General features: G+C 65.0%; 21 protein-coding genes. 10 read left to right on the top strand and 11 right to left on the bottom strand.

Annotation, left to right across the window (positions count from 1 at the left end):
* Window positions 1-93: 93 nt before the first annotated feature.
* The gene (locus ACSG06_RS18915) at window positions 94-528 is read left to right on the top strand and encodes an acyl-CoA thioesterase (RefSeq protein ID WP_440991849.1); all 435 of its coding nucleotides are present in this window, start codon (window positions 94-96) and stop codon (window positions 526-528) included.
* Here the strand turns inward: ACSG06_RS18915 and ACSG06_RS18910 are convergent.
* On the bottom strand, window positions 525-1,307 hold the full coding sequence (locus ACSG06_RS18910) for an alpha/beta fold hydrolase (RefSeq protein ID WP_440991848.1): 783 nt from the start codon (window positions 1,305-1,307) through the stop codon (window positions 525-527). The genes ACSG06_RS18915 and ACSG06_RS18910 overlap by 4 nt on opposite strands.
* A 115-nt stretch (window positions 1,308-1,422) precedes the next feature.
* Between ACSG06_RS18910 and ACSG06_RS18905 the strand changes: the two genes are divergently transcribed.
* The 3 genes from ACSG06_RS18905 (at window position 1,423) to ACSG06_RS18895 (ending at window position 2,593) form a co-directional block, all read left to right on the top strand.
* Entirely contained in the window at window positions 1,423-1,752 is a 330-nt protein-coding gene (locus ACSG06_RS18905) for a metal-sulfur cluster assembly factor (RefSeq protein ID WP_440991847.1), read from the top strand.
* 74 nt (window positions 1,753-1,826) lie between these two features.
* Window positions 1,827-2,309: a GNAT family N-acetyltransferase gene (locus ACSG06_RS18900; RefSeq protein WP_440991846.1), complete on the top strand. Its 483-nt coding sequence runs from the start codon at window positions 1,827-1,829 to the stop codon at window positions 2,307-2,309.
* Window positions 2,310-2,311: 2 nt separating this feature from the next.
* Complete coding sequence (locus ACSG06_RS18895) at window positions 2,312-2,593, top strand: 2Fe-2S iron-sulfur cluster-binding protein (protein WP_440991845.1); 282 nt, start codon at window positions 2,312-2,314, stop codon at window positions 2,591-2,593.
* 145 nt (window positions 2,594-2,738) lie between these two features.
* Here the strand turns inward: ACSG06_RS18895 and ACSG06_RS18890 are convergent, their stop codons facing one another.
* Window positions 2,739-4,436 carry a (2,3-dihydroxybenzoyl)adenylate synthase gene (locus ACSG06_RS18890; protein WP_440991844.1) on the bottom strand — a complete coding sequence of 566 codons (1,698 nt, stop codon included), beginning with the start codon at window positions 4,434-4,436 and terminating at the stop codon, window positions 2,739-2,741.
* Window positions 4,437-4,563: 127 nt separating this feature from the next.
* Here ACSG06_RS18890 and ACSG06_RS18885 point away from each other — a divergent pair, with 127 nt between their 5' ends.
* The 3 genes from ACSG06_RS18885 to ACSG06_RS18875 are packed head-to-tail and all read left to right on the top strand — an operon-like array spanning window position 4,564 to window position 7,182.
* Complete coding sequence (locus ACSG06_RS18885; protein ID WP_440991843.1) at window positions 4,564-5,355, top strand: enoyl-CoA hydratase/isomerase family protein; 792 nt, start codon at window positions 4,564-4,566, stop codon at window positions 5,353-5,355.
* Window positions 5,356-5,411: 56 nt separating this feature from the next.
* A complete protein-coding gene (locus ACSG06_RS18880; RefSeq protein WP_440991842.1) occupies window positions 5,412-5,711 on the top strand; it encodes a hypothetical protein in 300 nt (99 codons plus the stop codon).
* Window positions 5,701-7,182: a sodium:solute symporter family protein gene (locus ACSG06_RS18875; protein ID WP_440991841.1), complete on the top strand. Its 1,482-nt coding sequence runs from the start codon at window positions 5,701-5,703 to the stop codon at window positions 7,180-7,182. The genes ACSG06_RS18880 and ACSG06_RS18875 overlap by 11 nt, the downstream gene beginning before the upstream one ends.
* Window positions 7,183-7,218: 36 nt before the next feature.
* Here the strand turns inward: ACSG06_RS18875 and ACSG06_RS18870 are convergent, their stop codons facing one another.
* Window positions 7,219-8,163, bottom strand: a complete 945-nt coding sequence (locus ACSG06_RS18870; protein ID WP_440991840.1) for a DUF120 domain-containing protein — start codon at window positions 8,161-8,163, stop codon at window positions 7,219-7,221.
* Between the two features lies 1 nt (window position 8,164).
* Window positions 8,165-8,743, bottom strand: coding sequence for a UbiX family flavin prenyltransferase (locus tag ACSG06_RS18865; RefSeq protein WP_440991839.1), 579 nt, complete (start codon window positions 8,741-8,743; stop codon window positions 8,165-8,167).
* 135 nt (window positions 8,744-8,878) lie between these two features.
* On the opposite strand from ACSG06_RS18865, the gene ACSG06_RS18860 reads away from it, so the two are divergent.
* Complete coding sequence (locus ACSG06_RS18860) at window positions 8,879-9,268, top strand: VOC family protein (protein WP_440991838.1); 390 nt, start codon at window positions 8,879-8,881, stop codon at window positions 9,266-9,268.
* A 19-nt stretch (window positions 9,269-9,287) separates the two neighbouring features.
* On the opposite strand, the gene ACSG06_RS18855 is transcribed toward ACSG06_RS18860, so the two are convergent.
* From ACSG06_RS18855 to ACSG06_RS18825, 7 genes are all read right to left on the bottom strand, one after another.
* Window positions 9,288-10,049, bottom strand: a complete 762-nt coding sequence (locus ACSG06_RS18855) for an ABC transporter permease (RefSeq protein WP_440991837.1) — start codon at window positions 10,047-10,049, stop codon at window positions 9,288-9,290.
* Window positions 10,049-10,873: an ABC transporter permease gene (locus tag ACSG06_RS18850; RefSeq protein WP_440991836.1), complete on the bottom strand. Its 825-nt coding sequence runs from the start codon at window positions 10,871-10,873 to the stop codon at window positions 10,049-10,051. The genes ACSG06_RS18855 and ACSG06_RS18850 overlap by 1 nt, the downstream gene beginning before the upstream one ends.
* A gap of 2 nt (window positions 10,874-10,875) precedes the next feature.
* The gene (locus ACSG06_RS18845) at window positions 10,876-11,025 is read right to left on the bottom strand and encodes an MJ0042-type zinc finger domain-containing protein (protein ID WP_440991835.1); all 150 of its coding nucleotides are present in this window, start codon (window positions 11,023-11,025) and stop codon (window positions 10,876-10,878) included.
* Window positions 11,025-12,398 carry a UbiD family decarboxylase gene (locus ACSG06_RS18840; RefSeq protein ID WP_440991834.1) on the bottom strand — a complete coding sequence of 458 codons (1,374 nt, stop codon included), beginning with the start codon at window positions 12,396-12,398 and terminating at the stop codon, window positions 11,025-11,027. Before ACSG06_RS18840 ends, ACSG06_RS18845 begins: the two co-directional genes overlap by 1 nt.
* Complete coding sequence (locus ACSG06_RS18835) at window positions 12,398-13,198, bottom strand: ABC transporter ATP-binding protein (protein WP_440991833.1); 801 nt, start codon at window positions 13,196-13,198, stop codon at window positions 12,398-12,400. Before ACSG06_RS18835 ends, ACSG06_RS18840 begins: the two co-directional genes overlap by 1 nt.
* An 18-nt stretch (window positions 13,199-13,216) precedes the next feature.
* Window positions 13,217-14,758 (bottom strand): UbiD family decarboxylase, encoded by a 1,542-nt coding sequence (locus ACSG06_RS18830; RefSeq protein ID WP_440991832.1) that lies wholly within the window; start codon window positions 14,756-14,758, stop codon window positions 13,217-13,219.
* Window positions 14,759-14,885: 127 nt separating this feature from the next.
* Window positions 14,886-16,436 (bottom strand): class I adenylate-forming enzyme family protein, encoded by a 1,551-nt coding sequence (locus ACSG06_RS18825; protein ID WP_440991831.1) that lies wholly within the window; start codon window positions 16,434-16,436, stop codon window positions 14,886-14,888.
* A gap of 144 nt (window positions 16,437-16,580) precedes the next feature.
* On the opposite strand from ACSG06_RS18825, the gene ACSG06_RS18820 reads away from it, so the two are divergent.
* Both ACSG06_RS18820 and ACSG06_RS18815 read left to right on the top strand, forming a co-directional pair.
* Window positions 16,581-17,396: a p-hydroxycinnamoyl CoA hydratase/lyase gene (locus ACSG06_RS18820; RefSeq protein ID WP_440991830.1), complete on the top strand. Its 816-nt coding sequence runs from the start codon at window positions 16,581-16,583 to the stop codon at window positions 17,394-17,396.
* A 158-nt stretch (window positions 17,397-17,554) separates the two neighbouring features.
* Window positions 17,555-18,688 carry an ABC transporter substrate-binding protein gene (locus tag ACSG06_RS18815; RefSeq protein ID WP_440991829.1) on the top strand — a complete coding sequence of 378 codons (1,134 nt, stop codon included), beginning with the start codon at window positions 17,555-17,557 and terminating at the stop codon, window positions 18,686-18,688.

The raw sequence follows: 18,688 nt of genomic DNA, 5'->3' as shown, positions 1-18,688 counted from the left end.
TCCCTGCCGACCACGATGCGGGCGAGCAGCGGTTCTGGATGCTCCGCACCGCCCGGGGCAAGATTCATCCCGTCGCCTGTGGAGGTACGGACGATGTTCGAGCACACGATAACCGCACGGTTCGACGACATCGACTACGCCGGCCGGGTGTTCTACGGCCGACTGTTCAACTACGCCCACGTGGCAGAGGAGGAGTGGTTCGAGCACATCGGCTACCCGATACCGAAGCTCGCCGACGAACTCGGCGTGCTGTTCCCGATGGCACACGCGGAGGGTGACTTCAGGGGGCCGATCGAGCTTGGCGACGACGTCGCGGTCCACGTCGGTGTCGAGTCGTTCGGGACGAAGTCCTTCGACGTCACGGCTCACGCCGAGAACCTGACCCAGGACCACGAGGCGTTCCGGATCGACGTGACCAGGGTCTGCCTCTCGACCGGGGACGACGGTACCCAGGAGATACCCGGCGAGTTCCGGTCCGCACTCGAGCCGTACCAGTGGGACGATGCCGACCCAGCCCGGACCGACTAGTTGTTCGCGACGAACTCGTGCAGCTCCGTCGCCACGGCCTTCGGGGCCTCCAGATGGGCCATGTGTCCCGCGTCGGCGAGCACCGTCACCGTCGCGTCCGGTATCTTCCCGGCGATGATGAGCGAGGCGACGGGCGGCGTCACGGTGTCGTTCTCCGCAGCCAGCAGCAGTGTCGGTGCCTCGATGTCCCCGAGCACCGACATCACGGAGGCGTCCATCAACCCTCGCATCGAGGCCACGTAGCCCGCAGGGTCGTTCGAGAGGACGAGCTCGCGGTAGAGCCCGACGAGCTCCGGTTTCGTCTCCTTCGTGTGGGTAGAGAGCGACTCCGCCGTCTCCTCGTCCGCGTGGGCCGACATCCCCTCAGACTCGATGGCCTCGACGACGGACTCCAGCTCGGCCACCTTCTCGTCGGGCATGCCCGGTCCGGCAGCGGCGAGCGACAGGGTCCGGACCCGGTCAGGGCTCTCGGCGGCGAACTGCATCGAGACGATACTGCCGAGCGAGTGCCCGACGAGGTGGACGGCGTCGAGCTCCTGGTCGTCGAGGAACGCCCGGAGGTCGCTCACCCAGTCGTCGAGCTCGTACGGGCCCTCGGGCACGTCGCTTCGGCCGCTGCCGCGGAGGTCGAGCCGGTAGACCTCGTATGCCACGGACAGGGAGTCCGCCACGCCCTCCCACGTGTTGAGTGTGCTCCCGAGACCGTGGACGAGGACGACCGGCCGACCACGACCTTCGACCTCGTACGCGAGTTCGATACCGTTGACTTCGGTGCGCATACGGACAGTCAATCGCCGGCCCACGGTAAAAACGTACCGCAGCGGAGTGTTCTCCGGGGAAACGCCGGTCTGGCTCACCAGAAGGTATAATATACTCACGACGTTACGCAGTAGCATGCAGCCAGGTGAAGCAGCCGCGCTGGACGAGCAGTGCCACGAGGCGCTCCGTGACGTGACCGACCCGGAACTCCCCATCAGCATCGTCGACCTCGGCCTGGTGTACGACGTGACGGTGGCGGACGGCCACGCGTCGGTCGACATGACACTGACCGCGATGGGCTGTCCCGCCGCCCAGCTGATGACCGAGGAGGTCTCGGAGCGGCTCCGCGAGTTCGACGAGATCGAGAGCGTCGACGTGGAGATCGTCTGGGACCCGGTCTGGACGAAGGACAAGATGACCGACGAGGGGAAGATGCAGCTCCGCTCCCTCGGCATCGCGGTCTGAGGTCGAGCACTACGAATGCACGCCCAGGACCCCGTTCCCGCAAACCATTTGGTATCCCCTTCCGAATCAACAGTATGAACTACGAGATACGGTACGCCGAGGAGGACGACGCCGACGAGATACTCTCGCTGTGGTACGAGTATTCGGACCATCTCTCGCAGTTCGACGCCCGTTACGAGCACAAGGCGGACGCCGGTGACCAGTGGCGTGACTACTTCCTCAACCGGATGGTCGGGAGCTCGAAGGCGTCTGTCTTCGTCGCCGACTCGTCCGAGGTCGAGGGTCTTCTCGGAGTCATCGAGGTCAGAGTGATGGGCGCCCATCCCATATTCCAGCTCGACCAGCACGGGATGATCTTCGGCCACCACGTACGGAGCGGCTACCAGCGCGAGGGTATCGAGGCAGCCCTCCTCGACAAGGCTGAGGAGTGGTTCAAACACGAGAAGAACCTCACCTTCTACCGGATGAACGTCCTCGCGGAGAACCACTACCTCGGCGAGATATACGAGGAGTACGGACTGGAGCAGATCGAGCACACGTACGAAGGAGAGCTCTGAGCATGCCCGAGCACACCGTTCATTTCGTCAACGAGGACGTCTCGTTCGAGATGGACGAGGATAGTCCCGACAGCATCCTGGACATGGCCGAGAAACACGGCCTGAGCCTCCAGTACCAGTGCCGGATGGGACACTGCGGGATGTGTGCGGCCCGTGCCGAGGGTGAGGTCCGGCAGGAGGACGCGATGATGCTCACGGAGAGCGAGAAGGAAGAGGGCTACTGTCTGACCTGTGTCGCACGACCTCTCTCGGACCTCGAGGTACATTCGGACGACACGCCGTAACGACCGGCGCAGATATTATACACCCTTAGGGTGTGTTTCTCGGCGCTCGAGTCGGGTCGACAGTCGAGTCGGGTCGAGGGTTTCACTAACGGCAGATTATTCCACGAGGGCCGGCTGGAGACCGTTGCACCCTGGCGTCGGGGTATCAGTAGTCCTCGGAGAGGACACCCTCCGCTTTCAGCTGCTGGGTGATGCGTTCCTCCAGGGACACCTTCGCGATCTTGCCGACCTCGGTCCTCGGAATCTCCTGGACGATCTCGACCCGCTCGGGGTGTTTGAACACCGCGATGCCCCGTTCGTCGAGGAATGTCGAGAGCGAATCGACGGTGACGGTCTCTGCGTCGGGTTCGAGCTCGATGAACGCACAGGGACGCTCGCCGAGCCGTTCGTCGGGCATCCCGATGACGGCGACGTTCATCACCGACGGATGCTCGATGATCTCGTCCTCGATACCCGGTGCGTAGATGTTCTCGCCACCACGGATGATGGTGTCCTTCATCCGACCGAACACCTCGAACTGCCCGTCCTCGTTGACTCGGAGCACGTCTTCGGTGTAGAACCAGCCGTCGTCGTCGAAGTTCTCCGTGTTCTCCGCCTCGTTCCGGAAGTAGCCCGTGAAGAATCCCGGCCCCCGAACAGCGAGCTCGCCGGCCTCCCCACGGGGAACCTCTTCCTCACGGCGTTCGTCGACGATCTTCACCTCGTCGTCGTCCGGAGCGATGGGCCGGCCCACGGTGTGGGCCTGCACGTCGACGTCGTCGTCCGGGCGCGTGCAGATGAGCGGCCCCTCGGCCATCCCGAAGATGTTCTCGAAGCCGACGTCCCAGCGGTCGACGAACTCGTAGACGGCCTTCGGTCGTACCTTCTGGCCACCGCTCATCACGACCTTCAGTGATGAGAGGTCGTACTCGTCCAGTTTCGGGTGCTCGAGGATGTCGATGAGTTGGGTTGGAATCGGCAGGGTGTAGTTGCCGTCGACGCGTTCGATGAGCGCCATCAGCGACTCCGGTTTCAGGTTGGGTTCGACGGCGAGCGTGCCGCCTGCCCAGAACGTCGCTCCGACGATGCAGTTCAGGGACGCGTTGTGACCGATGGGGACGCTCGGGAACGACACCCAGTCCTGCTCCACCCCGGAGACCGTCGCCATGTGCTCCCACTGGAACACGTAGTCGTTGTAGGTCCGTGGGATGCCCTTCGGCATCCCGGTCGTGCCCCCGGAGAGGAGCATCAGTCCGGGGTCACACGGGTTGACGTCGACCTCGTCGACCACGCCGGTATCGTCGCTTTCGGCCAGCTCGTCGAAGGAGTGCCAGCCGTCGGGGGCACCCCCGTCGCAGACGGCGACCCTGTGATCGAGCGAGTCGCAGTCGTCGGCGATGTCGTCGACGAGGCCCACGTGGTCGAATCCCATCTCGTAGCGGTCTCCCGCAGTGAAGAACACCTTCGCGTCGGTGAGGTTCGTCACGTGGGTCGCCTCCGCTGCTCGGTGTCGTGGGAGCAACATCACGGGGACGACGCCGGCACGAGAGCAGGCGAAGAACGCCTCGACGAACTCCGTGCAGTTCGGGAACTGGAAGACCGCCATGTCACCGACAGCGAGCCCCAGCTCCTCCACGAGTCCGGCGGCGAGCTCGCGCGAGCGTCGCTCGAGGGCCCCGTAGCTGAGCTCCCGATGTGGACCGATGACCGCCGTCTGTCCGGGCCGTTCGGCTGCCGCCCTGTCCAGTACGTCGTGGAAGGTCAGGTTCCGCCAGTGCCCGTCTTCGATGTACTGCCTGCACCGCTCCTCGGGGAACGGTACGTACCCGTCGATGTCCAGTGTCGCGGACTCGTACCCGGCCATGGTATGAAGAAACAACCCACCACTGCATAATAAATCTACGCAACCCCGATATGTGACCCGATTCACGTGGCCGATGTGGGGGTCTCTCGGCGCTAGTTTTAATTCGCCCCTGCACGATGGTAGTGTCATGTCAGCTGTCACCTACAGTGTCTCGGACGGCGTCGCGGAGATCACGCTCGCACGACCGGAAGCACGGAACGCGATGAACGCCGACGTCATCGAGGGGCTGGTCGAGCACGTCGAGACAGCCGCCGCCGACGACGGCGTGCGGGTGGTCGTCCTCGGTGCGGAGGGCGACCTGTTCTGCGGTGGCGGCGACGTGAAGGCGCTCGGGGAGCTTCTCGACGAGGATGCCACCGGCGTCGAGCGCCGGGAGTACATCACTGAAGGCATCCACCGGCCGATGAAGGCGCTGATGGACCTCGACAAACCCGTCGTCTGTCGTCTCCAGGGCGACGCCATCGGGGCCGGGTCGAATCTCGCGCTCTCCTGTGACATCATCGTCGCTGCCGAGGACGCGACGCTCAGCGAGGGCTTCAAGAACGTCGGGCTGGCCATCGACTGCGGCGGCTCGTACCTGCTGACCCACAGCACCAGCCTCGTGAAGGCCAAGGAGCTCGTGATGACGGGCCGCCCCGTCGACGCCACGGAGGCCGAGGACATCGGCCTCGTCAACTACGCCGTCCCGGCCGACGAACTCGACGACAAGGTGGACGAACTGGTCGGCCAGCTGCGCGCCGGCCCCACGGCCGCACTCGGGCTGTCCAAACAGCTGCTCCACGAGGGCGTCAACGCGACGTTCGAGGAGGCGCTGGAGAACGAGGCGCGGGCGAACGCCATCCTCGGCAACAGCGACGACCACGCCGAGGGCATCGCCGCGTTCCGCGAGCGTCGGTCGGCGGAGTTCACCGACGAATGAACGGCTGACACCGACCCACATGTTTATTTAGGATTGTTCTGAACCATAGCTCGCAGATGCTCAAAGAGAGCTTCTGGTGGCCCGACGAGCCACGACGCGGGCTCGTCCTACTGGTCATCCTGGCGATGGTGATACTGCATCAGAGCGAGGTCGTCGGAATCGTCGACTCCACAACACTGGTGTTCGGCTGGCTCCCGATACAGCTCGCCTACGACATCCTGTTCAACCTGTTCGGGGTGGTCGTGCTGTACGCGATGTACAGACTCGCCCCCGAACCACCGACCGACGTCTTCGAGCCGGCGTCCGGCCCGGAGTCGACCGAGACACCGTCGGAGGTGACGGGCGATGGTCGCTGACAACGTCGTCATCCTCTCCATCACGGTGGTGTACCTGTTCCTCGTGCTGGGGGTCGGCTACATCGCGGCCCGCGCGACAGGCACGAGCCGCGAGGACTTCCTCATGGCGGACCGCTCGTTCAACACGATCATCCTGCTCGCGGCGCTGTTCGCCACGAACATGACCGCCGTGGTGATGATCGGGGCCCCGGGGCTGGCGTACCGCGCCGGCGCCGGGGCGTACGGCTTCTTCGTCTCGCTGTTCGCGTTCCTCTTCCCGATGTTCCTGATGACGGTCGGCTACCGCATCTGGCTCGTCGGGAAGCGCTTCGGGCACATCACACCGGGCCAGATCGTCAACCACCGCTGGGACTCGTCGTACCTCGGCGTGGTCATCATGACGATGTTCACCATCTGGACGATCCCGTACCTGCTCGTCGGCGTGCAGGGCGGCGGCATCGTCTTCGAGGCGCTGACCGAGGGGCTCATCCCCTACTGGCTCGGTGCCCTCATCGTGCTGGTCGTCGTCGGACTGTACGTCTACCAGGGCGGGATGCGCGGCACGGGCTGGACGAACGCGTTCCAGGGTGCGGTGTTCATCACGTTCCTCCTGGCGATGGTCGTCTGGGTGCCGAGCCGTATCGGTGGCTTCGGCGCGGCGACCGAGGCCGTGGCCGGCATCAACAACGGCGTGCTCCTGAACCGGGGCGGCATCCCGCCGTTCGGGACGCGGACCTGGCTGTCGCAGGGGCTCATCGTCGCCTTCGGCGCGTTCATGTTCCCGCACCTCATCATGCGCTACATGACCGCGAAGTCGGTCGAGACGCTGAAGCAGACCTCGCTGCTGTACCCCATCGCGGTCGTCGTCGTCTGGGTCCCGGCGGTCATGCTCGGGTTCTGGGGCATCGCACAGTTCCCCGAACTCGCCAACCCCGACTTCGTCCTGCCGACGATGGTCGCCGAGTTCCTGCCGGTCTGGGTCGTCGGCTTCGCGCTCGCCGGCATCCTCGCCGCGCTCATGTCCAGCCTCGACGGACAGGTGCTCACCCTGAGCACGTTCTTCACCGAGGACGTGGCACGCGAGTTCTTCGACATCGACAGCAACGAGCGGGAGGTGTGGCTCACCCGGGCGTTCCTCGTCGTCATCTTCGCGCTGGCGTACGTCGGTGCACTGGTGACGAAGGACAGCATCGTCGACACCGCGACGTTCGCGTTCTCCGGATACGCGCTGCTGTTCGTCCCGTTCGTCTCCGCGTTCTACTGGCGGAACTCCTCCGAGGAGAGCGTCCTCGTCGGCCTCCTGTTCGGATTCGTCGGCCTCTGGGCGTTCGAACTCGGCGTGCTCCCCGACTCGCTCACCTTCGGGTTCCTCCCGTTCGTGCCGTTGCTCGTGATGCAGGTCGTCGCGATGGTCGTCGTCTCGGCGGCGACCGACCAGGCACCCGAGGGTCGAATCGAGGAGTACGAACGGCTGTTCAGGGACGTCTGGTAGGCGGTCTCCAGAACGCTCTCGTGCCGACTCCCGTCTTCAGACAGAGAACTGCTCGACGTGGGAGTAGGAGGTCCCGACTGCCACGGCGAGTTCGCGGTCGCCGTCCTCGTCGCCGACGTAGAGGCTGTTCCCGGCCTGGACTCCGAGTTCGTCGAGCGACTGCGCGAGCGTCGCCGGCTCGGGTTTGTCCGCGGCCATCGTGTCCCGGGCGACGACGCTGTCCACGTGGTCGAGCACGCCGAAGCGCTCCAGCGCCCGCCGTGCCGCCTCCTCGGCGTTGGCCGTGCAGATGCCGACCGGACAGTCGATGTGGGGCAGGACGGAGAGGGCTGGCAGCTTCCGCGCCGTCTCGGCACGTGCGACCTCCGCACCGCCGACTACGTCCTCGAGTTCGTCGTAGAGCCCGTGTTCGGTCGCGAGGTCGAACACCTCGACGCGGCTGTAGTCGGTGATAGGGCCGTCGAGGTGGGGTTCGAGGAGCGTTTCGAGCCGTTCGTGCACCGCCGGCCAGTCGACGCCCAGGTCGACCAGCGTCCCGTCGAGGTCGAACACCACGCCGTCGAAGGCGTCCGCCGCCAGCCCGTCGATTCGTGGCGTCGGTTCACAGCTGGCCGGTTCCGTGACCGTCAGCTCGTCGCCAGTCTCGATGTCGAGGACCGACCGGAGCGGGACAGGGGCGACCAGCTCTGTCTTGGATTCGGGGTAGCCCGGGACCAGCGGCCGGATCACCGCCGCTCGAACGCCCCCGACGCGACACTGGCTGATGTCGAGGCCGTCGCAGTGGTCGTCGCCCGGGAGTGGGTACCGCTCGGTCTCGAGATGGTCGAGCGATGCGACGCCAACGAGGTTCAGTGTCCCGGGGAACACACGCATGCCAACGGCGTCCTCCAGCAGGTCGGACACCTGTTCGATGAAGCTCGCGGCGTCGCCCTCGCCGCCGACCACCCGGCCGGTCGCCGTGGCCTCGTCGGGAGCCGTCATCTCACTCCATGTCGCGCGCCTCGATGCCGCTCCACTCCTCGATGGTCACGTCGACGTCGAGTTGGGAGAGCGCCCGGGCGGTCGTCCGGTTGATCATCTCGTCGAGGTCCCACGGCTTCTGGTAGAACGAGGGGAACGGCGGGAAGACGATGGCTCCCGCGTCGGTCACCTCGAGCATGTTCTTCAGGTGGATGCGGTTGAACGGCTTCTCGCGGGGCATCAGCACGAGCGGTCGTCGTTCCTTGAGCATCACGTCCGCCGAGCGCGTGATGAGGTTCCCCGCGTCGCCGTGGGCGATGTTCGAGAGCGTCTTCATCGAACACGGCGCCACGAGCATCCCCTCGGTCCGGAACGATCCGCTCGCGGTCTTCGCGCCGATGTTCTTCACGTCGTGCGTCTCGTCGGCGAGTGCGAGGACCTCGTTCACCTCCGTGCGCGCCTCCTGTTTGAGGTTGACCTTCGCCGCGTTCGAGAGGATGAGGTGGGTCTCGTACTCGGTGTCCGTCAGGAGTTCGAGCGCACGGATACCGTAGATCTGCCCGGTGGCACCCGTCATCCCGACCACGATACGTTCTGTCACGCAATCTGGTTCGAATCGCAGTAGTATATAGATTTGGTCGGCGAATCCGGCGACACAGCCCGGTTCGTACGGGTACGTGACCAGAACCGGCCCGTCCACCCGACATTTTATGAGCGTCGGCGACCCGCTCTCTGCATGGCACCGACAACGAACCAGGTGTACCTCATGACGGCCGACCTCGAGGCCTCGGTCGAGTTCTACGAGCAGTCGCTCGGGCTCAGGTGTACGGAGCGTGGCGACCGGAGCGCGGCGTTCGACACCGGGCCGTGTACACTCAAGATCGAGCGCGATTTCGACGAGGGGACCCTCGCCGCGTTCGGGCTCAGCCCGCCCGGGGAGTCACGTGGCGATGGGGTCGTGATCGTTCTGGAGGTTGCTGACGTCGACTCCGTCTACGAGACCGCCGAGGAACACGGCGCCGACACCCTCATCGAACCGCGTGACGTGGACTGGGGGCGTCGGATGTTCCTCGTCCGCGACCCGGACGGCTACGTCATCGAAGTCTCGCAACCGATAGAAGAGTAGCCGGGTCCTGGCTCCGGGTTCAGTGGCTGGGGTCCCACCAGATGATGCGCTGGTGGATCACCTTCAGCAGCCAGGGGAGCGCGATGCCGAGCACCATGAGCGCGAGGACGATGCTGATGACCCCTTCGAGCTTGTAGGCCGCACTCCACGCCTTCAGGATGCCGCCGATACCGGAGACGGCGACGATGATCTCCGTGACGACGAGGCCCTTCACGGCACGGCCGATACCCAGCCGGAGCCCGGCGAGGATGTACGGTATCTCGTGGGGCACGATGACGCTCTTGATCTTGAACAGCCGGCCGGCGTTGAACGAGTCGGCGACCTCGAGCAGGTTGTCGGGCGCGGTCTTCGCGCCCTCGAACGTGTTGATGATGATGGGGAACACCGCGAACATGAACACGATGACCCAGCGGACCTGCAGACCGGTACCGAACCAGATGATGAACGCCGGCACGAGTGCCGCGAACGGCACGACGTACAGCGCGTTCACGTACGGGTCCATGAACTCCTCGACGAACCGGTTGACGCCCATCGCCAGGCCGAGCGGGATGCCGACCACGACGGCCGTGAAGAAGCCGAGCAGGATGGCGCGCATCGCGTAGGCGAACGCGTCGATCATCCCCTCCTCCTCGACCTGCTGGACGAACGCGTCGAGGATGAGGTCGGGCATCGGGAGCTGCTCGACGAACGTCATCGCCGCGACGACGTAGACGGCGAACAGGAAGATCCCGAACCCGGCCTGCAGGCCGATTCGGTGGGACCGCTGCTCCATGTCGAGCATCAGACCTCCACCTCCGGGTTCCAGTCGAGCATGCGGGATTCAACGACCTGCAGCAGCCGCGTCAGGACGATACTGGTGAGCATCAGGACGATGACGATGGAGAGCACGCCCGAGATGCGGAACAGGTTGGACCACGTCCGGATGATGGCACCGAGGTTGACGAACTCGACGAGGATCTCCGCGAGGATCATCCCCTGCACGGCCCGACCCAGCCCCAGCCGGAGGCCCGCCGTGATGTACGGCAGGTCGTGGGGCAGGATGACGTGTCTGACGGTGAAGTACTTGCTCGCGCCGAAGGACTTGCTGGCCTCCAGCAGCCCCTCGGGCGTCGTCTTCACGCCCTCGTACGTGTCGATGGTGATCTCGAAGAACGCGAACAGGAACACGATGAGCAGGCGCACCTCGAAGGTAGGCCCGCCGACGAGGATGAAGATGGGCACCAGTGCGGACACCGGTGCGACGTACACCGCGTTGATGTACGGGTTGAGCATCACGTCGATCCGTCGGTCGAGCCCCATCAGGAGCCCGATACCGATGCCGAGCACGGCCGCGATGATGTAGCCGGCGAACATCGACTTCAGGCTCTCCAGGTACGCCCCGACGAGGTCGTACTCCTCGTACTGCTCGACGAACGCCTCCCAGATGAGCTCGAGTCCGGGGAACAGGTACTGGGGCTGCCCCCGCGCGTAGAGCTCCCAGGCGGCGAGCCCGACGAGCACCGCGAACAGTCTGACGATGATCCCTCTGTGGCGGGCGAGCCAGCTCATTCCGGGGAGCTCGCTCACCCGACGGAAGCCTTTCTGTACGTCTTCTGAGTATGCCATCGTTATTCGGTGATAGATTTCGCCTCGCTGTCCTGGAACCGGTGACCGCAGGTCGGACAGAGGAGCTTGATGCCGCTGTTGCGAAGCTCGTTGTAGTGAGCCTGGAACGATTCGTCGCACTTCGGGCACTGGGCCCAGAACACTCGTGGCATCAGTCGATGTACTCCTCCGGCTGCATGCGTTCGAGCGCGTCCTCGGGAATATCGAGGCGCGGCGGGTACTGTTCGTCCGGGTGGATGGTCGCGTCGATGATGACCTTCGAGTTCGCGACCTCGCCGCGGACGCTCGGGTCGAGCGTGTTGCCCTTGACGTTGGTGATGACGTCCATGTCCTCGTCCGGGCGCATCCGGGTCGCAACCGCCCAGAGGACGGACTCTTCGTCGAAGGCGTCGACGTCGTCGTCGACGACCACGACCTGCTTGATGAAGTCCGAGCTCGCGAGCGCCTGGAGCGCGGCGTGTTTCGCCTCGCCCTCGGTGTCCTGGTCGATGCTCACGTAGCACCGGAACCGACCACACCCAGAGCCCGGCAGGTAGACCTGCTCGACGCCGGGCACGCGGCCCGCGATGTCGCGGTAGATGCCGCCCTCCTTCGGCACCGAGCCGAGGATGCGCACGTCCCGGTGCCCGACGAACGTGTGCTGGAAGATGGCGTCCTCGCGCCGGCTGATGTGACGTACGTCGACGACCGGCTTCAGCCGCTGGGGGCCGTAGTAGCCGGGGAACTCGCCGAATGGTGCCTCGACCTCCATGTCGTCCGGACGGATCTCGGCCTCGATGACGACCTCCGCGTCTGCGGGGACGAGCAGTTCGTCGCCCCACGTCTCCGAGGGCGTGAGCCGCAGCGGCTCCTCGAACATCCCGCCGATGACGTCGTACTCGTCGACCTCGAAGCCGGCGAGGGTAAGCGAGCCGAGGTAGTAGCCGGGGTGGTGGCCGCAGACGACCGCCATCCGGGTGGGCTCGCCCTGCTTCTTGTTGGTCTGGTAGATGCGGTAGTTGTGTCGCGGGGACATGTGGATGCCCATCTTCTTCGGGCCCTTCACCATGTTCCGCAGGAAGGCGACGTTGTAGACCCCCGATTCGGGGTCCTTCATCGTCGGGGTCATGTTCACGTACGGCGCCGGGTCGAGTCGGTGGTGGCGGACGACCGGCAGGTACGTGAGGTCTGGCACCTCGATGGCGCCGACCGGCGCCTCGGTCCGTGGGACGACCTCCGGCTCGATTCGGTGCTGCTCGCGACGGGCGTACTCCAGGCTCGTCTCCATCCGCCACTCGTCGCGGGGCAGGTCGAGTGCCTGTGCGATGCGGCGCCTGTCAGCGAAGACGTTGCTGATGAGGCGGATGTCGGTCGGTCGGCCCTCGATGTCGGTCGGGTTCTGGAACAGTACGGCCGGGTACTCGTCCCGGTCCTCGAGGTTCTGGAGCAGCCCGGTCACGTCGAACTCCGCTGGACGAACCTCGCGTTCGACGTGCTTCAGGTCGTCCGCGTCGAGCGTCTCGATGAACTCGCGGAGGTCTCGCATCACGTGGCCTCCAGCGTGTCCTCCGACCCGCCCTCGACGAGGCCCAGATGGGCCCTGAGTTCGCGCTCGATGTCCTCGAACCGTTCGTCGTTCTCCACCGAGATGCGGTCCTTCCAGCGCGGACGTTCGAACGGGATGTCGATGTCGGCGACGATGCCGCTGGGCTTCTCACCCATGACGAGCACCCGGTCGGCCAGGAAGATGGACTCCCGGATGTCGTGGGTGACGAAGATGACCGTCTTCTTCTCGCGCTCCCAGAGCTTCAGCAACTGGGTCTGCATCCGGTCCTTGGTCTGGGCGTCGAGTGCACCGAACGGCTCGTCCATCAGCAACACCTCGGGGTCCACGGCGAGTGCGCGTGCCAGCCCGACGCGTTGTTGCATCCCACCGGAGAGCTCCGAGGGCAGGCTGTCCTCGAACCCGCCGAGACCGACCTTGTCGATCCACTCCCTCGCGACCTCGTAGCGCTTCTCCTCGCCCATCCCCCGTATCTCGAGGCCGAGGGCGACGTTGTCCAGCGTGCTCCGCCACGGGAACAGTTCGAAGTTCTGGAACACGACCGCGGCATCGTCGGTGGGCTCGGTGACGACGTTCCCGCCGATCTTGATCTGCCCGCTGGTGGGTTCGACGAGTCCGTCCATCATCTTCATGAGGGTCGTCTTGCCACAGCCAGAGGGGCCCAGGACACAGACGAACTCCCGTTCGGGGACGTGGAACTCGATGTCGTCCAGTACGTGAACCGCACCGTCTCCCGACCCGTACGTCTTCGAGATCTTGTCGACTTCGATGTCTTTTGGCATTGCTTGGCTCCCTCCGTCTCACATCTCCATGTGGCCGTCGTCGGTCGTGTCGTCGGCGCTTCCCGGGGTGCCGGTGTCCGCGAAGAACAGCGGGAGGCTCGGCGGGTCGAAGTCGAAGCCGAGCTCGTCCCACCGGTCGACGACGTTCTCGTACATCTCCTCCCGGACCGCTGTCCGTGGCGGGAAGTCGTCGATGTACTTGTGCTCCTTCGTCGCGTCGATGAGCAGCTGCGAGCCGTACGGGCGGTCCTGCGGTGGGTTCCGCGCCGGGTCGAGCGGCGTGCTCCAGGTATCGGTGAGCTTGTCCGTGTGCTGTTCGGCGTCCCACCGGGTCGCCATCGCCCAGATGACCTGGTTGGTGTCGGCCGGGTTCACGTCCTCGTCGACGACGACGATGAACTTGCTGAAGTACGCGCCGCCGGGGCACTGTGCGGCGAGCGTCGCCGCCTGTTTGGCGTGGCCGGCGTACTGCTGTTCGACGGAGACGACCGTCATCGACATCCCCGACGCGCCCGCGGGGTGCGCGTAGACACCTTTCACACCGGGGATTCCGAGGGAGTCGAGGTCGTTCCAGATACGGGCCGAGCGGCCGACGCTGTAGGTCAGGTTGATGTCACAACCCGGGTAGTCGGCCATCAGCGCACAGGTCAGGATGGGGTCGTCGCGGTGGTGGACCGCCTCGACCGTGTGGACCTCCGCTGGCTCCTCCGGCCGGCCGTAGTAGCCGGTGAACTCGCCGAAGGGTCCCTCCATCTTCTGCTCGTTCGGGTACAGCTTGCCCTCCACAGCGATCTCCGCGTTCGCCGGGATCGGCAGGTCGGTTATCTGTCCCTCCGTGACCTCGATGGGTGCGTCGCGGATGCCGCCCGCGACCTCCAGTTCGGACAGGTCCTCCCCGAAGGTGAGCTGCGACGCGAGATAGAGTTCGGGTAACACCCCGTAGACAGCGACTACCTCCAGCGGTTCGCCCTTCGCCCACGCCTTCTTCATGTGCAGGCGGAGGTCCTTCCCCGGCGAGGTGAAGAGTCCGGTCTGGTTCTCGTTGTGGATCATCTGCCGGTACGTCCCCATGTTGAGTGCGCCCGTCTCGGGGTTCCGGGTGATGGTCAGGTCGGCCGTCCCGATGAACCGGCCGCCGTCACCGGGCCACATCTTCGGGACCGGGAACTTCCAGAGGTCCACATCGTCACCCTCGTCGGTGTTCTCGAACACTGCGGCGTCGTCCCGTGAGACCTGTGTCGGCTCCTTCCGTGCTGTCAGTTTGTCCCGGGCGGACTGGATGAGGTCGTGTTCGCTCAGATCCGGTCCTTCCCGCATCGCGATTCCCAGTCGGGTTGGACTCGAGGAGAACATGTTGAACAGAACCCGGTACCCTTCCGGGTAGTCCTTCACGTTCTCGAAGAGCAGAGCCGGGGCTCCCTCCTCCTTGTGCGAGATGTAGGTGATGGCGGCCATCTCCTCGTCCCAGTCGACCTCGCTGTCGACCCGCTTCAACGAGTCTGCCTGTTCCACCTCGGAGAGCCACGCCCGCAGGTCATGCTGCATGCTCCGTTGTGCCATGGTGGCACCCATGTTTCGACGTGCCATATACACTTTGGTAATTTTCATGATAGATACACGGAATTTGGAATAACACAGCAACAAGCGCCGGAAATCGGGTGCTCACGGGGACTGGATACGGCCGCACTCACCTCGACGTGGACCCACGAAGCGAGGTGTAGTCCAGCTTGTTCGTCCCGGTCCGGGGGAGCGAGTCGACCAGTTCGAAGCGGCGGGGGCGCTGGTAGTCCGCGAGTGCAGGCAGTTCGTGGCAGAGTCCCTCCAGGTCGGCCTCGCCGAGTTCCGGGTCGGCCGGGACGACGAACGCCTTCGGGGTCTCTCCCCACTCCGGGTCGGATACGCCGACCACGGCGGCATCCTCGATTCGCGGATGGTCGACGAGGGCCGCCCGGACCTGCTCTGGGTAGACGTTGATGCCACCGCTCACGATCATGTTGTCCGCCCGCCCGAGCAGGTAGAGCAGCCCGTCGTCGCCCACGGACCCGACGTCCCCGGTGTAGACCCAGCCGTCCTCGTGGAAGCTGTCGGCGGTCGCCTCCGGGTCGTCCCAGATCTCGTCCGAGACCGAGGGGCCACGGATGAGAACCTCGCCCGGTTCCCCACGTTCGACCTCGGCAGCCGGGTCCCGCGAGTTTGGTTCGACGAGTCTGAGTTCAGTGTTCGGGGCTGGGTAGCCGATGCTGTCGAGTGTCTCCGTCGTGACGTCCTCGGGGAACAGCACGGTCGAGGACGACATCGTCTCCGTGGTGCCGTACATCGTCGTGATGCGCTCGCAGATAGCGTCCCGGATGGCTTCGAACAGCGGCGGGTCGAGCGGGGCGCCCGCGTATCCCGCGAGCTCGACGGACGAGAGGTCGCACTCCTCGTGTGCAGCATCGACGACGCGCCTCCAGACCGTGGGGACGAGCACCATCGAGGTGATCCGTTCGGCCTCGACCGTCGCGAGTATCTCCCCGGGTTCGGACCGTTCGAGGTAGACGACGGTCGCACCTGCGGTCAGGGACGGGAACGTCGCGTTTGCCCACGCGATGAACGACGGTGTGTTCGTCTTCAGCGTCCGGGTCCGCGGCCCGATCTGCTTCTTGAAGATGGCGAGATGACTGCTCTCGACGATACCCTCGTGCGTATGTACCACGGGCTTCGGTACTCCGGTGGTGCCCGACGAGAAGTTGATGAACGCCCTGTCCCCCCGCGCTACCGACGGTAGGTCGTCTGGCTCGGCCTCGCGGAGCTCCGTCATCGGGTGCGCGAACGACGGCACGGGACCGAGGTCGTCCAGCGCCACGTACAGTTCGACCGAGTCGAGGTCGTCGACGAGGGGTGACACGGTGTCTTGCAGGTCGGGCTGGAACACAACCGCGGTCGGGTCCAGTCTGTCGATCATCTCCGTGATCGTCGTCTGTGACTCGCGGAAGTGAACCGTCGCGGGAATCGCACCCGCCCACAGCACGCCGAGGAACGCGACGGTGTGCTCGACCGTCGACCGGTCGACCATCGCAACCCTGTCGCCCGGTTCGACACCCCTGGACCGGAGCCCGTGGGCGACCGCACGGCTGGCCTCGAGCAGTTCCCCGTAGGTGACGGTCCGGTCTCGCTCACCTTGGACGAGCGCAGGCCGGTCGGGATACCATCTGGCTCCCGACGCGATGGTGTCAAGCAGGGTCGTTCCGTACGCCATGCGAGTAGCGTTCGGCAGAGTAGCTAATACCTGTTTGCGTCCGAAACGTTCACCGTCGGTCGGGGGTCGTCTGGCGGACAGAATCACGTGGGATGTTGACGACCGACACATTGAGGTGGGCCGCTGGAGAAGGTTCCAGATACCGTGACCTACGAATACGTGCGGCTGACCGAGGAGGACGGTGTGGCGACCGTCACGCTCGACCGCCCCGGGAAACGAAACGCGATCGTCCCGGAGCTCGCGACTGAGCTCGTCGACGCGCTGGAACGGGTCGAGGACCGGGTACGGGTCGTCGTCGTCGAGGGCGAAGGTGAGGCGTTCTGTGCCGGGATGGACCTGGAGAAGCGCTTCCACGAGCCACGCGAGGAGGGGCCCCGTGCGTTCTACGAGGCCGGTCGGAAGACCGGGAAACTGTTCACGACTCTGTACGGCTACCGTCGGCCGACGGTCGCGAAGGTCGACGGCTGGACGTTCGGTGCGGGCTACTGCCTCCAGGCAGTCTGTGACTTCGCCGTCGCGACCGACGAGGCGACGCTTGGCCTCTCCGAGATCAACTTCGGTATCATCCCCGGGGGCGGGGCGATGTGGGCGGCCGTGAACACCATGAACCGGCGTGACGCGCTCTACTACACCTCCACCGGCGAGCCGTTCTCCGGGGCGGAGGCCGACGAGATGGGTGCGGTGACCATGTCCGTCCCGGAAGACGAGTACGAGTCGGCTGTCGGCGACCTCCTGGACTCCCTCGTCGAGAAGAACCCTGTCGCACTCCAGTTCAACACCGCCGTTCTCGAGCGGGTCCGCTACATGGACTTCGACCGCGCGCTGGACTACGAACGGGGCAAGAGCGAGGAGATGAAGTACTACCAGCAGGACGAGTGGGTGGAAGAGGGGATCGGCCAGTTCAAGGAACGCAGATACAGGCCGGGTCTGGAGGCGTACGAGGAGCGCACGGAGGAGTAGCCGTTGGCGATTCTCATTCCGGTCGGCTCGAACGGAGTGTGAATCGGACAGCCACCTACCTACTGCGATTCACGGCCACTGGCGACCTTTCATGCCGGCGAGTGTCATGTAATAACATTACCCAAAGGATTATATCCTCTACTATGAGTTAAGGTACTATGGTCGAACGACCAGATAGAGTCCAGCGGACAGCAGGTGGAACTGGCGCATCGAAGAGGCGACGATTCCTGCAGGTCGCCGGTGGTGGTGCACTCGTCGGTCTCGCGGGCTGCCTCGGCGGTGGTGGTGGCGGTGACGACACCGAGACGGAACCCGACGACAACGGCGGCGGCGGCGGTGGTGGTGGCGGCGGTGGAACGACCGACGGCGGCGACGACTCCGTCGAGTTGCCGGACACGCTGCGCATCGGCCACCCGTCGCCGGCACGGCCGGTGTACAACCTCCCGACGTACACGACGTTCCTCAGCCGGATGGAGGATCGCGGTGTCACCATCGAACCCCAGACGTTCAGCGGATTCACCGGCGTGGTCGCGGGGATGGTCAGTGGTGAGGTCGACCTCGCCTACACCACGCCGCCGTCACTCGTCAACGCAACCTCGCAGGGGTTCCCGATCCGCTCCGTGATGGAGCTCTCGCAGCGGTTCTCTCAGCAGGTCATCGTCCAGGAGGAGGTCAACGACTGGGAGCAACTTCGCGGTGAGACGCTCGTCGCACACTCGCCGCAGTCGTTCTCTGCGCTGGTGCTGAAGACGGCTGTCAGGCAGAACCTCGGCAGCGCGGACGAGGTGAACTACCGGTACATCATCGGGACGCCGAACCGGATCGCCGCTATGGAGTCCGGAGACACCCTCGCCACGACCGTGTTCACCAGTGGCGCGATCAGCGCCCAGAACCGCGGCATCGCGAAGATCTTCTACAACCTCAACGACGACACCGACCCGATGACGCTGGCCCAGTGGACGCTGCTGGAGGACCAGATCAACGAGCAGGAGGAGATGTATCAGGTCATCTTCGACGAGATGCAGGCCGCGTACAACGACGTCTACGGCGGCGATTCGACAGAACTGGCCAATAGCGCCCTGAACTCGCCGACGAACTTCCCGGACTTCGGTGCGGACGTCTGGGCTGAGACCATCGACATCGCAAAGGAGGACCAGATGTTCCCCCAGGAGAAGTCGAGTCAGCTCACCGAGGCGAAGATCCAGCTCGCGCTGGAGCTCTCACAGCAGACCGAACTCATCTCGGAGATCCCCGACACGAGCACGCTGGTCGACCGTCGCTTCCTCGAGTAA

The sequence above is a fragment of the Haloarchaeobius baliensis genome (assembly GCF_052060055.1).
Lineage (GTDB): Archaea > Halobacteriota > Halobacteria > Halobacteriales > Natrialbaceae > Haloarchaeobius > Haloarchaeobius baliensis.
Note: the sequence above shows the minus strand (reverse complement) of the source record. Positions and strands in the feature narration are given on the sequence as shown.

Bases quoted from the DNA above. Each gene is read 5' to 3' on its own strand.
- ACSG06_RS18895 (WP_440991845.1), top strand. From the start codon at position 2,312: ATGCCCGAGCACACCGTTCATTTCGTCAACGAGGACGTCTCGTTCGAG.
- ACSG06_RS18850 (WP_440991836.1), bottom strand. From the start codon at position 10,873: ATGGCATACTCAGAAGACGTACAGAAAGGCTTCCGTCGGGTGAGCGAG.
- ACSG06_RS18915 (WP_440991849.1), top strand. From the start codon at position 94: ATGTTCGAGCACACGATAACCGCACGGTTCGACGACATCGACTACGCC.
- ACSG06_RS18880 (WP_440991842.1), top strand. From the start codon at position 5,412: ATGCTCAAAGAGAGCTTCTGGTGGCCCGACGAGCCACGACGCGGGCTC.
- ACSG06_RS18890 (WP_440991844.1), bottom strand. From the start codon at position 4,436: ATGGCCGGGTACGAGTCCGCGACACTGGACATCGACGGGTACGTACCG.
- ACSG06_RS18840 (WP_440991834.1), bottom strand. From the start codon at position 12,398: ATGCGAGACCTCCGCGAGTTCATCGAGACGCTCGACGCGGACGACCTG.
- ACSG06_RS18870 (WP_440991840.1), bottom strand. From the start codon at position 8,163: ATGACGGCTCCCGACGAGGCCACGGCGACCGGCCGGGTGGTCGGCGGC.
- ACSG06_RS18905 (WP_440991847.1), top strand. From the start codon at position 1,423: ATGCAGCCAGGTGAAGCAGCCGCGCTGGACGAGCAGTGCCACGAGGCG.
- ACSG06_RS18855 (WP_440991837.1), bottom strand. From the start codon at position 10,049: ATGCTCGACATGGAGCAGCGGTCCCACCGAATCGGCCTGCAGGCCGGG.
- ACSG06_RS18900 (WP_440991846.1), top strand. From the start codon at position 1,827: ATGAACTACGAGATACGGTACGCCGAGGAGGACGACGCCGACGAGATA.
- ACSG06_RS18885 (WP_440991843.1), top strand. From the start codon at position 4,564: ATGTCAGCTGTCACCTACAGTGTCTCGGACGGCGTCGCGGAGATCACG.
- ACSG06_RS18860 (WP_440991838.1), top strand. From the start codon at position 8,879: ATGGCACCGACAACGAACCAGGTGTACCTCATGACGGCCGACCTCGAG.
- ACSG06_RS18875 (WP_440991841.1), top strand. From the start codon at position 5,701: ATGGTCGCTGACAACGTCGTCATCCTCTCCATCACGGTGGTGTACCTG.
- ACSG06_RS18815 (WP_440991829.1), top strand. From the start codon at position 17,555: ATGGTCGAACGACCAGATAGAGTCCAGCGGACAGCAGGTGGAACTGGC.
- ACSG06_RS18830 (WP_440991832.1), bottom strand. From the start codon at position 14,758: ATGGCACAACGGAGCATGCAGCATGACCTGCGGGCGTGGCTCTCCGAG.
- ACSG06_RS18910 (WP_440991848.1), bottom strand. From the start codon at position 1,307: ATGCGCACCGAAGTCAACGGTATCGAACTCGCGTACGAGGTCGAAGGT.
- ACSG06_RS18835 (WP_440991833.1), bottom strand. From the start codon at position 13,198: ATGCCAAAAGACATCGAAGTCGACAAGATCTCGAAGACGTACGGGTCG.
- ACSG06_RS18845 (WP_440991835.1), bottom strand. From the start codon at position 11,025: ATGCCACGAGTGTTCTGGGCCCAGTGCCCGAAGTGCGACGAATCGTTC.
- ACSG06_RS18825 (WP_440991831.1), bottom strand. From the start codon at position 16,436: ATGGCGTACGGAACGACCCTGCTTGACACCATCGCGTCGGGAGCCAGA.